The sequence below is a fragment of the Sphaerisporangium sp. NPDC005288 genome (assembly GCF_040607475.1).
GTDB lineage: Bacteria > Actinomycetota > Actinomycetes > Streptosporangiales > Streptosporangiaceae > Sphaerisporangium > Sphaerisporangium rhizosphaerae.
The window spans coordinates 1-16,831 of record NZ_JBEXGT010000032.1; the positions used below are offsets into that span (position 1 = coordinate 1).

Annotated in this window: 12 protein-coding genes and 1 pseudogene; 7 read left to right on the forward strand and 6 right to left on the reverse strand. The window is 73.6% G+C overall.

The window, feature by feature from the left end; genetic code table 11:
• Together ABZU32_RS26980 and ABZU32_RS26985 are read left to right on the forward strand one after the other, a co-directional pair.
• Nucleotides 1-414: pseudogene (locus ABZU32_RS26980) on the forward strand (RNA polymerase subunit sigma-24); the annotation flags it as partial.
• Between the two features lie 228 nt (nucleotides 415-642).
• Nucleotides 643-1,260 carry an NUDIX domain-containing protein gene (locus tag ABZU32_RS26985; RefSeq protein WP_354926271.1) on the forward strand — a complete coding sequence of 206 codons (618 nt, stop codon included), beginning with the start codon at nucleotides 643-645 and terminating at the stop codon, nucleotides 1,258-1,260.
• 275 nt (nucleotides 1,261-1,535) lie between these two features.
• On the opposite strand, the gene ABZU32_RS26990 is transcribed toward ABZU32_RS26985, so the two are convergent.
• A complete protein-coding gene (locus tag ABZU32_RS26990; RefSeq protein WP_354926272.1) occupies nucleotides 1,536-2,009 on the reverse strand; it encodes a MarR family transcriptional regulator in 474 nt (157 codons plus the stop codon).
• Between the two features lie 114 nt (nucleotides 2,010-2,123).
• Between ABZU32_RS26990 and ABZU32_RS26995 the strand changes: the two genes are divergently transcribed.
• On the forward strand, nucleotides 2,124-3,230 hold the full coding sequence (locus ABZU32_RS26995; protein WP_354926274.1) for an epoxide hydrolase family protein: 1,107 nt from the start codon (nucleotides 2,124-2,126) through the stop codon (nucleotides 3,228-3,230).
• 81 nt (nucleotides 3,231-3,311) lie between these two features.
• Here ABZU32_RS26995 and ABZU32_RS27000 read toward each other — a convergent pair whose 3' ends face one another.
• From ABZU32_RS27000 to ABZU32_RS27010, 3 genes are all read right to left on the reverse strand, one after another.
• Complete coding sequence (locus tag ABZU32_RS27000; RefSeq protein WP_354926276.1) at nucleotides 3,312-4,295, reverse strand: aldo/keto reductase; 984 nt, start codon at nucleotides 4,293-4,295, stop codon at nucleotides 3,312-3,314.
• 133 nt (nucleotides 4,296-4,428) lie between these two features.
• Nucleotides 4,429-5,235: an SDR family oxidoreductase gene (locus ABZU32_RS27005; protein ID WP_354926278.1), complete on the reverse strand. Its 807-nt coding sequence runs from the start codon at nucleotides 5,233-5,235 to the stop codon at nucleotides 4,429-4,431.
• 34 nt (nucleotides 5,236-5,269) lie between these two features.
• Entirely contained in the window at nucleotides 5,270-5,719 is a 450-nt protein-coding gene (locus tag ABZU32_RS27010) for a MarR family transcriptional regulator (protein ID WP_354849317.1), read from the reverse strand.
• 130 nt (nucleotides 5,720-5,849) lie between these two features.
• On the opposite strand from ABZU32_RS27010, the gene ABZU32_RS27015 reads away from it, so the two are divergent.
• Nucleotides 5,850-9,134, forward strand: coding sequence for an efflux RND transporter permease subunit (locus tag ABZU32_RS27015; protein ID WP_354926280.1), 3,285 nt, complete (start codon nucleotides 5,850-5,852; stop codon nucleotides 9,132-9,134).
• A 110-nt stretch (nucleotides 9,135-9,244) separates the two neighbouring features.
• Here the strand turns inward: ABZU32_RS27015 and ABZU32_RS27020 are convergent, their stop codons facing one another.
• The gene (locus ABZU32_RS27020) at nucleotides 9,245-10,369 is read right to left on the reverse strand and encodes a lipase family protein (RefSeq protein ID WP_354926282.1); all 1,125 of its coding nucleotides are present in this window, start codon (nucleotides 10,367-10,369) and stop codon (nucleotides 9,245-9,247) included.
• Nucleotides 10,370-10,817: 448 nt separating this feature from the next.
• Between ABZU32_RS27020 and purB the strand changes: the two genes are divergently transcribed.
• From purB to ABZU32_RS27035, 3 genes are all read left to right on the forward strand, one after another.
• Nucleotides 10,818-12,245: an adenylosuccinate lyase gene (gene purB / locus ABZU32_RS27025; RefSeq protein ID WP_354926284.1), complete on the forward strand. Its 1,428-nt coding sequence runs from the start codon at nucleotides 10,818-10,820 to the stop codon at nucleotides 12,243-12,245.
• A gap of 220 nt (nucleotides 12,246-12,465) precedes the next feature.
• Entirely contained in the window at nucleotides 12,466-12,987 is a 522-nt protein-coding gene (locus ABZU32_RS27030; RefSeq protein WP_354849328.1) for a GNAT family N-acetyltransferase, read from the forward strand.
• Between the two features lie 102 nt (nucleotides 12,988-13,089).
• Complete coding sequence (locus ABZU32_RS27035; protein WP_354926286.1) at nucleotides 13,090-13,890, forward strand: SAM-dependent methyltransferase; 801 nt, start codon at nucleotides 13,090-13,092, stop codon at nucleotides 13,888-13,890.
• A gap of 121 nt (nucleotides 13,891-14,011) precedes the next feature.
• On the opposite strand, the gene ABZU32_RS27040 is transcribed toward ABZU32_RS27035, so the two are convergent.
• Complete coding sequence (locus ABZU32_RS27040; protein ID WP_354926288.1) at nucleotides 14,012-16,564, reverse strand: ATP-binding domain-containing protein; 2,553 nt, start codon at nucleotides 16,562-16,564, stop codon at nucleotides 14,012-14,014.
• Between the last annotated feature and the right edge of the window lie 267 nt (nucleotides 16,565-16,831).

Consider the following 16,831-nt stretch of genomic DNA (forward strand, 5'->3'; position numbering starts at 1 on the left):
CAGCGTGTTGAACACCGCGTCCGGCTTCGCCTGGACGACCAGGCGGCGATCGCCGCCTGCCACGCCCGCGCCGGCCGGGCCGGTGACACCGACTGGGGGCGCATCGCCGCGCTGTACGAGACGCTGGTGCGGCAGGTGCCCTCCCCGGTGGTGGAGCTGAACCGCGCGGTCGCCCTGGCCATGGCCTTCGGACCCGAGGCGGGGCTCGCGCTGGTGGAGGAGCTGGCCGCCGATCCGGCGTTGAAGGGCTACCACCTGCTGCCCAGCGTGCGCGGCGACCTGCTGTTCCGGCTGGGCAGGACCGCCGAGGCGCGCGAGGAGTTCCAGCGCGCCGCCGCGCTCACCCGCAACGACCGCGAGCGCACCCTGCTGCTGTCCCGCGCCGCCGCCTGCGCCCCGGCGGACGCCGGGTGACGGTGGGTGACGCCGTATGGTCGGCCGCCGGCCGGCCGCACGGCTCTGGTCACCGGCGGCTGCGGGTCATGGCCGAGGTGATCGGCCGCGCCAGGCGGCGTGCCGTCCGCCGCGAAGGTGATCCGGTTGCCGGGGCCGCCGGCGATGTGCGAGCCTCGGCGGGTCGCATCGGCGCGGGGGCGGTGGCGCGGGCCGCGCACCACCCCTGGTGAGGTACGGGGGCAGGGCATGGGCGAGGACGTGGAACTTTCCGATCCGCCGAGCGGGGCGCCGGCCGATCCGCCGGCCGGGGCGCTGGTCGGGGCGCTGGCGCGTTACCGGCCCTCGACCGCGCTGGAGGCCGCCGACCTGGAGCGGACGCGCACGCTGGCCGCGACCGGTGATCCGTGGGGCCGTTCGACCGCCCTGCACGTGACGGTGTCGGCGCTGATCCTGCACCCGCCCACCGGCAGGGTGCTGCTGCGATGGCACGCGCGCCAGGGGGCGTGGCTGCAGGTCGGCGGGCACGCCGATCCCGGCGAGAGCGACCCGCTCGCCGTGGCGCTGCGCGAGGGCGCGGAGGAGACCGGCCTGGCCGACCTGCGGCCCTGGCCGCCCGGCTCCGCCGCCGAGATCGCCCACCTGGTGATCGTGCCGGTGACGCCGAGCCCCCGCGAACCGGCCCACGAGCACGCCGACCTGCGGTTCCTGCTGGCGACCGGCACCCCTGACGCCGCCCGGCCGGAGAACCCCGAGGCGCCGCTGCGCTGGCTGAGCGTCCAGGAGGCGATGGAGCTGACCGGCGAGCCCAACGTCCGCGAGACCCTGGCCCGCGCCGCCCGCCTTCTCGGCGGCCACCGGCCCTGAACGGCGCCCCGCTTCGGCACCGCGGTTCGGCACCGCGGCCACCAAGCGCCGGCCGTGGCCCCGGCCAGGCGAGTGCGGCCTGGTGCGGTGACCGCGTACGTTCACCGGGCGCGGCTCTCCGCCCCCGGCCATGTGCCGCAGGTGATCGGCGCCGGGTCGGCGGGTCGTGGTACGGCGATGCCGGCGCCTGCTAGGGCGCCCGAGCCGGTGAACGTTCATGGACGGCGCACTAGGCGGGAGGGACGTTTGGCGCCGATGCCCGAGGCCGTCGCGGGTCACGGCTCGATGAGGGTGCCTGTCCGGCGGTCGTGGTGGTCCGACAGTCTGGACAGCAGCTCGACCAGCCGCTGTCGCTCCTCGGGTGACAGCGGCGCCAGCAGTTGGTCCTGGCATTCGGCCAGCCGCTTCTCCAGCCGCCGCAGTTGCCGCCTGCCCGAGGCGGTCAGCGAGATGATGTTGCGCCGCCGATCGGAGGGGTCCGGGGCGCGCTCGACCAGTTCCCGCTCGGTGAGTTCGTTGATCGCCGCGACCATGTCGCTGAGGTGGATGCCGCTACGGCGGCCCAGAGCGGCCTGGCTGGCCGGGCCGAACTCCTCCAGTGTGGCCAGCAGGCGGTAGTGGTAGCCGCGGGCGCCGACGGAGGAGAACGCCTCGCCGACCAGACGGCGCGCGTGGTCGGCGGTCCGGCCGAGCAGCCGGCTGGGCAGGCCCTCCCAGCGGGGGGGCGTCTCCTCGGAGGGGTTCTCCATGGGGCCGAGTCTAACGAATCGTTCGGCGCACTAATGACCGTGCTATCGTTCGACAGGCAAACGTTAGTGCCTCAAACATTCGGGTGCCGAATGAACACCTCCAGAGGAGAGACCATGATCAAGCCGTTCAGCATCGCCATCCCCCAGGCCGATCTCGACGATCTGGCCGACCGGCTCTCCCGCACCCGCTGGCCCAACGAGGTCGCCGGCGCCGGGTGGGACTACGGCTTCCCCCTGGCGCGGCTCAAGGAACTGGCCGAATACTGGCGCACCGGCTACGACTGGCGCCGGCACGAGGCCGAGCTCAACGAGCTTCCGCACTTCACCACCGAGATCGAAGGGCAGAACATCCACTTCGTCCACGTCCGGTGCTCCAAGCCCGACGCGCTGGCGCTGGTCCTCACCCACGGCTGGCCCGGGTCGTTCCTGGAGTTCCTCGACGTGATCGAGCCGCTGTCGCGCGACTTCCACCTGGTGATCCCGTCGATCCCGGGGTACGGCTTCTCCGGGCCGACCCGCGAGCGCGGCTGGGACATCGTCCGGGTCGCGCGGGCCTGGGCCGAGCTGATGCGCCGGCTCGGGTACGAACGCTATGGCGCGCAGGGCGGCGACTTCGGCTCGGGCATCTCCATGGCGCTCGGTGCGGTGGCACCCGAGCGGGTCGTCGGGGTGCACGTCAACTTCCTGCCGACCCGGCCGGTGCCGGACGCCGACATCGAGCTGTCGCAGACCGACGAAGCCCGGTTGGACAAGGTCCGGCGGATGATGGCGAACCGTCCGCCCTACCAGGCCCTGCAGGCCCTCACTCCGCAGACCATCGGCTACGCGCTGACCGACTCGCCGGTCGGCCAGCTGGTCTGGATCGCCGAGCGCTTCGCCCAGTGGACCGGCCCGGACTCTCCCGTCAGCGACGAGCGGATGCTCACCGGCATCTCGCTGTACTGGCTGACCGCCACCGCGGCCTCCTCGGCGCGGCTGCACCACGACACTCCGCGGGGAACGCCGCCGTGCCCGGTGCCGGTCGGCGTGGCGGTGTTCGCGCACGACATCACCCAGCCCGTGCGACCGCTGGCCGAGCGGCTGTACGACATCAGGCACTGGTCGGAGTTCCGGCGTGGCGGTCACTTCGCCGCGATGGAGGTGCCGGAACTGCTCGCCGAGGACGTCCGGCACTTCTTTCTCACCCGCGTCGAGTACGACCCTCCGGCCACCACCCGCTAGAAGACCCCGCCTGCCCCGCTCCGCGGGCCGGGAGGGTGAGCGGGGTTGGCGGGGTTGGCGGGGGCCGCGGCCGCGGCGGGTTCAGGAGGTGATGCGGGGGAGGGTGGCCGCGGGGTAGCGGGCTCCGGCGGCGGCGCCCTTGGGGGCGGCCTTCTCCAGCAACGCCAGCTCTTCGCGCGTCAGCGCGATGTCGAGCGCGGCGACGTTCTGCTCCAGGTAGGCGCGCCGCTTGGTGCCGGGGATGGGCACGATGTCCTCGCCCTGCACCAGCACCCAGGCCAGGGCCAGCTGGGCCGGGGTGACGCCCTTGTCGCGGGCGATCTGCTCCAATCCCGCGGCCAGCGCGCGGTTGGCGGTGAAGTTCTCGCCCTGGAAGCGCGGGTTGGATGCGCGGAAGTCCTCCGGGCCCAGTTGGTCGGTGCTGGTGATCGCGCCGGTGAGGAAGCCTCGGCCGAGCGGGCTGTAGGCGACCAGGCCGATGCCGAGCTCGCGGAACAGCGGGAGCAGTTCGTCCTCGATGTCCCGGGTGAACAGGGAGTACTCGTACTGTCCGGCCGTGATCGGGTGGACGGCGTGGGCGCGGCGCACCACGTCGGGGGCGGCCTCGGAGATGCCGAGGTGGCCCACCTTGCCGGCGGCGACCAGTTCGGCCATGGCGCCCCAGGTGTCCTCGATCGGCACCGAGGGGTCGACGCGGTGCTGGTAGTACAGGTCGATGTGGTCGACGCCGAGCCGCTGGAGCGAGGCGTCGCAGGCCTTGCGCAGGTAGTCGGGGTGGCCGTTGACGCCGACGCGCGTGCCGTCGGGCCGGCGCTCGATTCCGAACTTGGTGGCGAGGACGACCTGGTCCCTGCGCCCGGCGATCGCGGCGCCGACCAGGCGCTCGTTGGTGAACGGGCCGTAGATGTCGGCGGTGTCAAGGAAGGTGACGCCGAGGTCCAGCGCCCGGTGGAGGGTCGCGGTGGACTCGCCGTCGTCGCCCTGCCCGTAGAACTCGCTCATTCCCATGCAGCCGAGTCCGAGAGCGGAGACGGTCAGGCTCCGGCCGAGGGTGCGCTGTTTCATGGCTGGTCCTCCTCGATGCTCTGGCGGTGGCGCCGGCGTCGGGGGTTTCCGGCGCCTCCCATAGTCGTTCCTGGACCACGCTCCAGGTCAAATCCCGTCCCTGTGACTTACTTTGTAAAGCCGGATGGTCGGGTCAATGAACCGAGAAGCCGCCATCGACGCAGATCGTCTGACCGGTGATGTACTCGGCGGCGTCGCTCGCCAGCAGCACCGCGATGCCGGCGAAGTCGGACGGCTCGCCGTTGCGGCCCACCATGGAACGCGCGGCCAGGGCCTCCACCCGGCCGGGGATCGCCTGGGCGGGCTCGGTGAGAGGGGTGAGCACGAACCCGGGCACGACGGTGTTGCTGCGCACCCCGTGGGGTGACCACGCCTCGGCCTGCGAGCGGGTGAGCCCGGTGACGGCGGCCTTGCTGACCCCGTAGGCGCCGCTGTCGCCGAAGGCGCTGATCGACTGCTGGGAGCCGACGTTGATGATGCGCCCCCAGCCGCGCGCGGCCATGCGGGGGCCGAAGTGCTGGCCCAGGGTGTAGGGGGCGGTGATGTTGAGGCGCATCGTCGCCTCGTAGTCCTCGGGGGTGAGCTCGTGCATGGGCCGGCGGATGTTGTTGGCGGCGACGTTGACCAGAATGTCGATCTCGCCGAAGAAGCCGGCGGCCTGGTCGCACACCCGGCGCACCTGGCCCGGGTCGCCGAGGTCGGCGGAAAGGACGGCGACCGGGACGCCGTGGCCGCGCAGGCGTTCGGCGGCGGCCTCCAGCTCGGGCCTGCGGCGGGCGACGATGACGACGGCGGCGCCCGCGCGGCCGATCGCCTCGGCCATGGCCAGCCCGATGCCGGAGCTGCCGCCGGTGACCAGGGCCGTGCGGCCGGCCAGGGAGAACAGGGCTTGGAGGTGCCCGCCGGGCGCCGGGCGGGTGGTGTCGTCCCCAGTGTGCATGGGGCCCGAAGCTACCAGCGGCGGGCGGGCCGGCTCAGCAGGGGCCGTACAACTCGGCGGCGGCCGCCCGGAGCTTGGTCATCACCTCGTCCAGGCTGCGCAGGGTGGCGGTGTCCAGCCGGTCGAGCAGGCGCCGGTAGCCGGCCAGGCCGGCGTCGACGAGCTCCTCGGTCATGCGCCGTCCGGCGTCGGTGAGCTCGACGCGGCGGATGCGGCGGTCGGCGGGGTCCTCGCGGCGGGTGACCAGGCCCTGGGCGACGAGCCGGTCGACGATGCCGGTGACGGTGCCAAGACCGGTGCCGAGGGCGGCGGCGAGTTCCTGCCCGGAGGCCGAGCCGCTGCCGGACAGGATCAGGGCGACCTTGAGCTGCTGCATGGTGAGGTTGAGGGCCAGCAGCGGCAGCGAGCGGTCGTGGGAGAAGGCGCGTCCCAGGGCGTGCTGCGCCTCGCCGATCCGAGCGATCAGCTCTTCTCTGTCGTCCACTTTCACCTTCCGCGCGGGCCCGGTCAGGTTACCAGGAGTTCATGGCAGCGCTAAATATTCGTTCTACGCGAAGTGTTAGCATTGCCGGAAACTTTTGGCTTCTTCTCCCGCAACCGGAAGGTCCACGCCCATGACCGCTCTGGCCAGGCTCAGCCTCGCCAACCGCAGCCTCGTCATCCTGGTGGCGGTCGTGATCAGCGCGTTCGGTGCCTTCGCGATCCCCTCGCTGAAGCAACAGCTGCTGCCCTCGCTGTCGTTCCCCGGGGCGTTCGTGGTGGCGCCGTACGCCGGCGCGGCTCCCGACATCGTCGAGGAGCAGGTCACCAAGCCGATCGAGAGCGGTTTCCAGGGCATCGCCGGCGTCACCGAGGTGACCTCCACCTCCCGTGAGGGGATGGCGCAGATCCAGGTGTCGTTCGAGTACGGCACCGACATCGAGGCGGCGGTGGCCAAGCTGCAGCAGGCGGTCGGCCGGCTGAGCGGGCGCCTGCCGGCCGGGGTGGAGCCGACGGTCGTGGCGGGCAACACCGACGACATCCCGGTGATGGTGCTCGCGGTGGGCGACGGCGGCGACCAGCGCGCCATGGCCGACAAGCTGGACCGCATCGCGGTGCCCGAGCTGCGGGGCCTCACCGGCGTGCGGGAGGTGTCGGTGACGGGGGCGCGCGAGCGGACGGTCGTCATCACTCCCAACCTGCTCAGCATGGCGTTGCACGGGGTGTCTCCGCTGTCGATCCCCGAGGTGCTGCGGGCCAACGGCACGCCCATCCCGGCCGGCAGCCTCACCGAGGACGGCAAGACGCTCACCGTGCAGATCGGGCGGCGCATCTCCTCGGTGGAGGATCTGCGCGAGCTGTACCTGACCCCGCAGGCGCCGGCGGCGCAGGCCCAGATCCCGGCCGCCGGGCAGGGCGGGCCCGGCGGCGCCGGTGCCGCGGGCGGCGCCGGGGGACAGGCGGGCCCCGCCGGAGGACAGCGCGCCGGGGCGAGCGGACCGGCGGGCACGGCGGGCGCCGCGGCGGCGCCCAAGCCCAAGCCGGTCAAGCTCGGCGAGGTGGCCACCGTCGAGGAGAAGCCGGCCGACGCCACCACCATCACCCGCACCAACGGCACGCCGAGCCTCGGCATGTCGCTGACCATGACCCCCGACGGCAACGCCGTGCGCATCTCCCACGACGTGCGCGCCAAGCTCCCTGGGCTCACCCGGGCGCTGGGCGACGCCGCCGCGATCACCGTGGTGTTCGACCAGGCCCCCTACGTGGAGCGCTCGATCGAGGACCTGTCCACCGAGGGGCTGCTCGGCCTGGTCTTCGCGGTGCTGGTCATCCTGCTGTTCCTGCTGTCGCTGCGTTCGACGCTGGTCACCGCGGTGTCCATCCCCATGTCGGTGGTCATCGCGCTGATCGCGCTGTGGGCGGGGGACTACTCGCTGAACCTGCTCACCCTCGGCGCGCTGACCATCGCGATCGGCCGGGTGGTGGACGACTCGATCGTGGTGCTGGAGAACATCAAGCGGCACCTGGGCTACGGCGAGCCCAAACGCGAGGCGGTGCTGGCCGCGGTGCGCGAGGTGAGCGGCGCGGTGACGGCCTCCACCCTGACCACGGTGGCGGTGTTCCTGCCGATCGCCTTCGTCGGCGGCATGATCGGCCAGCTTTTCGCCCCGTTCGCGATCACGGTGACGGTGGCGCTGCTGGCCTCACTGCTGGTGTCGCTGACCGTCATCCCCGTCCTGGCGTACTGGTTCCTCAAGACGCCGCGCCTGTCGCCGCAGGAGGCGCTGCGGGTGCGGGCGGAGGCCGAGGCCAAGGAGCTGCGCAGCCCGCTGCAGCGCATGTACCTGCCGGTGCTGCGCTTCGCCACCCGCCACCGCCTGGTCACGCTCGTCGCCGGCCTGCTGGTGTTCGCCGGGACGCTGGGGCTGGCACCCGGGCTGAAGACCAACTTCATCGACTCCTCGGGCAACGACACCGTCAACCTGACCCAGAAGATGCCGGCCGGCACCGACCTGGCCACCACCGACGCGGCGGCCAAGAAGGTCGAACGGGTGCTGTCCTCCATCGGCGAGGTCGCCTCCTACCAGGTCAACGTGGGGTCGGGCGGCACCTTCGCCGGCGGGGTGGGCGGCTCGGCCGACCGGGCGTCCTACTCGGTGACCGTCGCCGAGGGCGGCGACGCCGCCGCGCTGGAGAAGACGCTGCGCGACCGGCTGGCGGGGCTGAGCGGCGTGGGGGAGGTGACCGTCGGCGGGCAGGGCGGCGGGTTCGCCTCCGACCGCGCCGAGGTGATCCTGCAGGGCCCCGACCTGGCGGCGCTGCGGTCGGGCGCCGACGCGGTGGCCTCGGCGATGCGCGGCATCGACGGGCTGCGCGATGTGTCCTCCAACCTGGAGGACAGCGCGCCTCGGGTGGAGGTCAAGGTCGACCGGCGCAAGGCGGCGGCCGCGGGCCTCACCGAGGCGGGCATCGGGCAGAGCGTCGCGCAGGCGTTCCGCGGCGCCACCATCGGCCGGCTCACCTTGGACGGCCGCACCAGCGACGTCATCCTGCGCGCCGGCACCGGGGCGCCCGACGATCTGGCCGCGGTGCGGGGGCTCCGCCTCCCCACGGCCGCGGGGATGGTGAAGCTGTCCAGCGTGGCGCAGGTGCGTCAGGTCGCCGGGCCGACGCAGATCACGCGCAAGGACGGCGACCGCACCGCTTCGGTGTCGGCCGCGGCCGAGGCCAGCGACCTGGGCGCCGTCACCGCCAAGATCACCGAGCGGATGCGGTCGCTGACCCTGCCCGCCGGGGTCGCCTACAGCATCGGCGGGGTGAGCGCGGACCAGAACGAGGCGTTCTCCCAGCTCGGCCTGGCGATGCTGGCCGCCATCGCCATCGTCTTCATGATCATGGTGGCGACCTTCCGCAGCTTCGCCCAGCCGCTGATCCTGCTGGTGTCCATCCCGTTCGCGGCGACCGGCGCCATCGGCCTGCTGCGCCTCACCGGCACCCCGCTCGGCGTGCCGGCGCTGATCGGCATGCTCATGCTGATCGGCATCGTGGTGACCAACGCGATCGTGCTGATCGACCTGATCAACCAGTACCGCGAGCAGGGGCTGGGCGTGGTGGAGGCGGTCGTGGAGGGCGGCCGGCGGCGACTGCGGCCGATCCTGATGACCGCGATCGCCACGATCTGCGCGCTGACCCCGATGGCGGTGGGCCTGACCGGGTCGGGAGGGTTCATCTCCCAGCCCCTGGCCATCGTCGTGATCGGCGGCCTGGTGTCCTCCACCCTGCTCACCCTGGTCCTGGTGCCGACGCTGTACACGATCGTCGAGCGCACCAAGGAGCGTTTCTCGCGTCGCGGCGGCCGAGGCGCCCACGGCGCGCCCGAGGTCAAGGTCTACGACGCCGAGGCGCTGGCCGGCCGCTGACGGACGGTCCCGGCCCGGGCGGCCGGCTACTGTGGGCGGTCGTGGTGGACGCGTCGAACGAGGTGGACCTCACACTCCTACCGGGGACGCCGCGGCGTGGGGTGATGGGCCTACCGCAGGAGTGAGTCCGTCCACTCGGTCACCTGCCGGGCGATCGCGGGGAGCAGGGTGATGTGGTCGGCGCCGGGCACCAGCAGGAAGGTGACGTCGGTCCCGGCGGCGGACAGCTGCCGCACGGTCAGCTCGGTGAGGGCGAGCGGCACCCCGGTGTCGGCGGTGCCGTGCGCGATGTACACCGGCTTCGGGTAGCGGGCCGCGATGACCTCGTCGTCGGCGAGGGCGCGGGTCATAACCTCCGCCAGCGCCGCGGGCTCCTTGACCACCTCGCCGTTGGTGCGCCCGGTGGCGGCCCCGAGCATCTCCTGCACGCACGCCCGCCCGGCCAGGCGCACCAGCTCCAGCCCGGCGGGGGTGAACCAGTCGGAGGGCCGGAAACCGGGTTCGGTGAGCGCGAGGGTGTGCCCGGTGTAGGGCACGGTGAAGGGGAGTTGCGCGGCCGGGTCGCGGAAGGCCGGGCTCGCCAGTTGGACGCCCCACTGGGTGATCGGGGCCAGGGCGATGGTGCCGGCGTGCCGCAGCGTGGGCGCGTACCGGTGGGCCAGCGCCGCGGCGAACAGCGCGGCGTGCCCGCCCAGCGAGTACCCGGCCGCGACCCACGACCGGGAGACCGGGGCGATGTTCCGGGCGGCCCGCACGATGTCGATCATGTTGTACGCCTCGGACGCGCCGTCGACTCCGGGGCTTTCCGCCGGGGTGCCCAGGCCCTCGCCGTCGGTGACCGCGACCGCGTACCCGGCGGCGATCAGCGCCTCCTGCACCGCCCGTTCCCACGGGCTCGGCCCGGTGCGGGACGGCGCGCACGCGTCGCCCAGGCCGTCGAACCCGTGCCCGAAGGACACCACCGGCCAGCCGCCGGACGGCGGGCGGCCCGACGGCAGGGACAGGGTGCCGCCGACGACCGCGGGCCCGCCGTTCCAGGAGGTGGACAGGTACCGCAGCGACCACGACGGCCCGGCGCCGGCGAGCCGCGATGGCTCGGGCAGCGGCTCCAGCCGCACCGGGGTGCCCCGCCACTCCCCGCCGCCCTCCCGCGCCGCGGCCGCGTGCGCGGGTGTGGCGCCGGCGAGCAGCACGAGGGCCGAGGCGAGCGCGGTCAGTGTGCGGAGGATCGGCACGGCGCCTCCAGAGGTCGTACGGACCGGCTGGAGGTAGTCTCCCAAGCGGCGCGGGGGCGTCAAGGCGCCCGCCGCGTCCGGGCGTCGCGGCGGGCGAACCCACCGGCCGCTGTCCGGCGGGACGGGCCGAGTGGTGAAACTTCCATGGCCAGGGCTCCCTCTGCTCGCCCGGCGCCACCTACGGCGTCGGCCCCGGGTCCCGGTGTGGCGCGGGCGGCTGGAGCATCGGCGCCGCATGCGGGGATCGGCCGGGGATGCCATGGCAGGTCGCGTTGTTGTCGCAGGATTTCGGGGTTCGGCGTGCCGACGCTGTACCCGATCGTCGCCTGCCTCAAGGGGCGTTTCGGGCGTCGCGACGGCCGGGTGGCGCCCCGGGAGGTGAGGGGTCCGCGGCGAGCGGGGCCTCGCCCGCCGATGGCCGTCCCCGGGCCCTCTACACTGGGGCGACGTGACCAAGCCGCGTATTCCCAATGTCCTGGCCGCCCGCTACGCCTCGCCCGACCTGGCCCGCCTATGGTCGCCCGAGCACAAGGTGGTGGCCGAGCGCCGCCTGTGGCTGGCCGTGCTGCGCGCCCAGGCCGAGCTCGGCGTCCCGGTGCCGGCGGGGGTGGCCGAGGACTACGAGGCGGTGGCCGGGAAGGTCGACCTGGACTCCATCGCCGAACGCGAGCGGCTGACCCGCCACGACGTCAAGGCCCGCATCGAGGAGTTCAACGCCCTGGCCGGGCACGAGCACGTGCACAAGGGCATGACCTCCCGCGACCTGACCGAGAACGTCGAGCAGCTGCAGATCCGCGACAGCCTGCTACTGGTGCGCGACCGCTGCGTGGCGCTGCTGGCCCGCCTGGCGGAGCTGGCCGCCCAGCACTCCGGCCTGGTGATGGCCGGACGCTCCCACAATGTGGCCGCGCAGGCCACCACGCTGGGCAAGCGGTTCGCCACGACGGCCGACGAGCTGCTGGTGGGCCTGGCCCGGCTGGAGGAGCTCATCGCCCGCTACCCGCTGCGCGGCATCAAGGGCCCGGTCGGCACCGCGCAGGACATGCTGGACCTGCTGGGCGGGGACGCGGCCAAGCTGGCGGCCCTCGAGGAGCGGGTGGCCAGCCATCTGGGGTTCACCGCCGGGTTCACCAGCGTCGGCCAGGTCTATCCGCGCTCGCTGGACTACGAGGTGCTGACGGCGCTGGTGCAGCTGGCGGCGGCGCCCTCCAGCCTGGCCAAGACGATCCGGCTGATGGCCGGGCACGAGCTGGTCACCGAGGGGTTCAAGAAGGGCCAGGTGGGGTCCAGCGCCATGCCGCACAAGATGAACACCCGCTCGTGCGAGCGGGTCAACGGGCTGACCGTCGTGCTGCGCGGGTACGCCTCGATGGCGGGAGAGCTGGCCGGCGACCAGTGGAACGAGGGCGACGTCTCGTGCTCGGTGGTGCGCCGGGTGGCGCTGCCCGACGCGTTCTTCGCCTTCGACGGGCTGGTGGAGACCATGCTGACCGTGCTGGCGGAGTTCGGCGCGTTCCCGGCGGTGATCGGCGCCGAGCTGGAGCGCTATCTGCCGTTCCTGGCGACGACCAAGATGCTGATGGCCGCGGTGCGGGCGGGGGTGGGCCGCGAGAGCGCCCACGAGGTCATCAAGGAGCACGCGGTGGCCGCGGCGCTGGCGATGCGCGAGACCGGCTCGGCCAACCCGCTGCTCGACCGGCTCGCCGCCGACGAGCGGTTTCCGCTGGACCGCGCCGCGCTGGAGGCCCTGCTGGCCGATCCGGCGCCGTTCACCGGCGCCGCGGCGGCCCAGGTCGCGCAGGTGGTGGAGCGGGCCGGAGAGGTCACCGCCCGCCACCCGGAGGCCGCCGCCTACCGCCCCGGCGCCATCCTGTAACAGGCGAACACGGCTCCGCCCGCCCCTAGCCATACCAGATGACTTACTTTGTAAAGCCATCTGGCGTGGACAAAAACCACCCCATCACCATCACACCCTTCTCAGCGGTCGGAAGGCCTCGCCGCGTGTCGCGTGTCGCTCGCCGTGGGCTCCGCGCGGCGGCCGGTAAGGGGGGATAACCGGTACCGGCGGTGGCGGAGCGTCTGCTAGGAACGCAGGCGTGATCACTGGAGAACGCGTGCGGATGCGCGCCCTGGAACCGTCGGACGCCGAGACGCTGTGGCGCTGGCACAACGACCCCGAGGTCATGCGATGGATGAGCGACGGCTACCCGCCCTCGCTGGCTCACCTGACCAAGGAGCTGAGCGAGCGCGCGGCCGACACCTTCGGGGACCTCACGCTGATCATCGAGACCCTGGAGGGGCGGACGATCGGCATCGTGGCGCTGCGGGAGGCCGAGCCGGAGGTCGGTGACGCCAGGCTGGACATCTATCTGGGGGAGAAGGACACCTGGGGTAAGGGGTATGCGACCGAGGCGATGCGGCTGATCTGCCGGTACGGGTTCGGGCAGATGCGGCTGCACCGGATCACGCTGACGGCGGTCGCAGAGAACACCGCCGCGCGCCGGGTCTACGAGAAGGTGGGGTTCGTGGAGGAGGGGCGGATGCGCGAGGCGTTCCGGCGGGACGGGGTGTGGCACGACAAGGTCGTGATGGGTCTGCTGGAGGGCGAGTTGCGCTGAGGGGCGTGCCGGGGGCGGCGGGTGCTGCGATGATCGTGGCCGACCGCGTGCCGCCGGCGCCCGCCGCCGGTGGCGTTCCGACTTCACGACGAGGGTGCTGCCATGACCGAGGAGCAGAGGTTAGGGCCGATCGACACCACGACGCCGCATTCGGCGAGGGTGTGGAACTACTGGCTGGGCGGCAAGGACAACTACCCCATCGACCGGCAGGTGGGTGACCAGGTTCGCCAGGTGTATCCGGGCATCGTGGAGGTGGCCCGGCATTCGCGGGCGTTTCTGGGCCGGGCGGTGCGTCATCTGGCGGGTGAGGCGGGCATCGCGCAGTTCCTGGACATCGGGACGGGGTTGCCGACGGTGGACAACACCCACGAGGTGGCCCAGCGGGTGAACCCGGCCAGCCGCGTCGTCTACGTCGACAACGACCCACTGGTGCTGGTGCACGCGCGGGCTCTGCTCGCCGGCACGCTGGAGGGCGTGTGCGATTACGTGAACGCCGATGTCCGCGATCCGGATCGTATCTTGGCCGAGGCGGCTCGCACGCTGGACTTCACCCGGCCGATCGGGTTGATGATGCTGGGCATCTTGGGCAACGTGTGGGACGACGCGGAGGCGAGCGCCGTCCGCGATCGGCTGGTGGCGGCGCTGCCGCCGGGCAGTTATCTGGTTTTGGAGGACGGCACCGACGCGGTGGACCCGGAGGCGGCGGCCCAGGCGGAGAAGACCCGCGCCGAGGCGGGGGATCCGTACAAGTTGCGCACGCCGCGGCAGATCGCGGCGTTCTTCGAGGGGTTGCGGCTGCTGGAGCCGGGGGTGGTGTCGGTGTCGCGGTGGCGGCCGGAGCCCAGCGCGTGGGGGTTGCCGGAGGAGGTCACCGCGTTCTGCGGGGTCGCGGTCAAGCCGTAGGGGGCCGCTCGGCGTGCTCCAGCGGCTGTGGGAAGGCGCGGGAGGCAGGTCGCACGCGATCACACGGCTGAGGGGCGGGCCGAGGAGTACGAGGAAGGGCCGGTGGCCGGGTGGGGCCGCGTCATGGGCGAGCCGGCCGGTCAGCCGTGTCCGGCCGTCCGGCCGGTTTCACGTGCGCGTCACCGGCGGGCTGGGCCGCGGCCGTCCGATGGCCGCGACGCACGGGGGTGACGCGGGCGAGTTCGGCGGGCGGGGGTCCGGTGTGGACGACGCCCAGGCGGGAGGTGGCGCGGGTCAGCGCCACGTACAGGTCGTTGCGGCCCTGCGCCGATCCGGTCGCGATGGCGGCCGGGTCGGCGATGAGCACGGCGTCGAACTCCAGCCCTTTGGCCTGCCGGGCGCTGAGCACGACCGCCGGGCGGGTCAGGTCGGGATGGGGGCCGTAGCAGACGGCGGGTACCGTCTGGGCGATCGCGGCGCCGAGTTCGGCGATGCGCTCCGGGGGGACGATCACCGCCAGCCGTCCGCCCGCGGCCGTCTCGGCGGCGGCGAGTTCGGCCAGCACCCGGGGCAGTTCGGCCGGGGTGGTGCCCATCCGCCAGGGCGGCACGCCGGTGCTGCGCACCGACCGGGGCGGGGGTGTGGCGGGGCTGATGGCGGCCAGCAGGTCCTCGGCGGCTGCCATGATCTCGGCGGGGGTGCGGTAGTTGACCGACAGCCGTGCCAGGCGGAACCGGTGGCCGACGTGCGGGGCGAGGACCTGCTCCCAGCTTGAGGCGCCGGCCGGGTCGCCGGTCTGGGCAAGGTCGCCGACCACGGTCATCGATCGTCCGGGGCAGCGTCGCATCACCGTCCGCCAGGCCATCGGGGACAGTTCTTGTGCCTCGTCCACGATGAGGTGGCCGAAGGCCCAGGTGCGGTCGGCGCGTGCGCGTTCGGCGAGCGTGGAGGTCGTGGCGTGGCGGTGGCGCTCGGCCAGCGCGCCGGCGTCGATCAGGTCGGCGGCGCTCAGCCCGTGGTCCCCGCTGTCATCGCCACCGTCCCCGCCGTTGCCGCTGTTCCTGGCGGGGTGGTCGGCGCCGTCGGCGGTGATGTCGAGCACGCCTTGGGCGTAGGCGACCTGCCGGGCGTGTTCGCGGGCCGCCCGGGCCCGCGTGGCCTGGTCGTCTTCGCCGAGCAGGTCGGCCGCCTCGTCCAGGAGCGGCACATCGGCGGGGCTCCAGCCGCCGCCGGGTGCCCGGGCGAGCAGGGAGCGTTCGGCGGCGGTGAGGCCGGGGGCGGCGCGGCGCAGCCGGTCGGGGTCGGCGTACAGCCGGGCCAGCAGCCGCTGGGGGGTCAGCGCTGGCCACAGGACCTGCACCGCGGCCTGGACGCCGGGGTCCTCGCGCAGTTCCCGTTCCAGGGCCGGCGCGTCGCGGGGGCCGAGCAGGTCTCCCGGGCCGGCGGGGCCGGTGGTGGGGTCGAAGACGCCGTCCATGGCCGCGAGGTCGGCGTCGATGGCGGCGCCGACGCCGGACTCGGCCAGCACGTCGGCGATGTCGGCTTCCAGGCGGTCGGCCAGGCGGCGGGTGGTCTCGGCCAGTTCGCGGGCCAGGTGGACGGTGATCTCGCGGGCCAGGACCCGCCGGGCCTGGTTGTGCGGCAGGCCGGTGGCACGGGCGCGTTCGGCGGCCCGCCCGCAGGTCGCGCCGTCCAGGTGCAGCGGTTCGCCTGCAACCTCGACGGTGAGGCCTTCAGCGGGCGGGGTCTGGTGCTCGCGCACGGCGGCGGCCACCACGGCGGCCATCTCGGCTCTGCCTTTCAGCGCGGCCACGGTGGGGTCCTCCACGCGGTCGGCGCTCACGCCGGGGAACAGGTCCGCCACGGTGGCCGGCACCGCGCCGGTCTCGCCGAGGCCGGGCAGCACCTGCTCGATGTAGGTGAGGAAGGCGGCGCTGGGGCCGATGACGAGCACGCCGCCTGCGGCCAGGCGGGGCTGGGTGTAGAGCAGGTAGGCGGCGCGGTGCAGGGCGACGGCGGTCTTGCCGGTGCCCGGGCCGCCCTGGACGACCAGCACGCCGCGGTGGGGGGCGCGGATGACGGCGTCCTGTTCGGCTTGCAGGGTGGCCACGATGTCGTGCATGCGGCCGGTCCGTTCGGCGCCGAGGGCGGCCAGCAGCGCGGCCTGGCCCACCACGGGCAGGTCTTGGCCGTCGGCGGGCGGCCGGCCGAGGATCTCGTCGTCCAGGCCGGCCACCTGCCGGCCGCGGGTGGCGATGTGGCGGCGTCGCCGCACTCCGTGGGGGGCGGCGGCGGTGGCGGTGTAGAACGGGCGTGCGGCCGGGGCGCGCCAGTCGATCAGCGGTGGCCCGGTCTGGCCGGTGTCGTCGCTGTCGTCGTGCTCCTGGCGCAGTCCGATGCGGCCGATGTAGCGGTGCTCGCCGTCGTCGAGGTCCAGCCGGCCGAAGCACAGGCCGTTCTCGGCGGCCTCCAGCCGGGCCAGCCGCCCGGCGTGGCGCTGGACGGCGGCGTCGCGTTCGGCGTGGGCCTGGGGGGTGCCGCCGCCCTCCCGTAACGCCGCGGCCAGGCGCGCCGCCGCCTGGCCGCGCAGCGCGTCGAGTCGTTCGTACAGTGTGCGCAGGTGGCGCTGTTCGCCGTCGATCTGCGCGCGCATGCTGTCGTCGTCGTGGGTCACCGGGTCCGTCCTGTTCGTCCGCTGTCCCTGGGGCGTGCCTGTGAGGGGCCGCCGGGGGTCAGCCCAGGGTGCGGGATGAGAGGCGCCGAAGACCAGTCTTGTTCTTGCGCGCCGCGTCAGCCGCCTCGCGTTTCCGCAGCTCATGGCCTGGTAGTCGAGAGCCCGCCCCAGCCGGACGGCGCTTTGGCCGGGCCGCCGGCATACGACGCGGAAGGCCTCGCCGCGTCGTTGGCGGCGGATCGGGGGCGGGGGAGAGGCCAGTGGAGT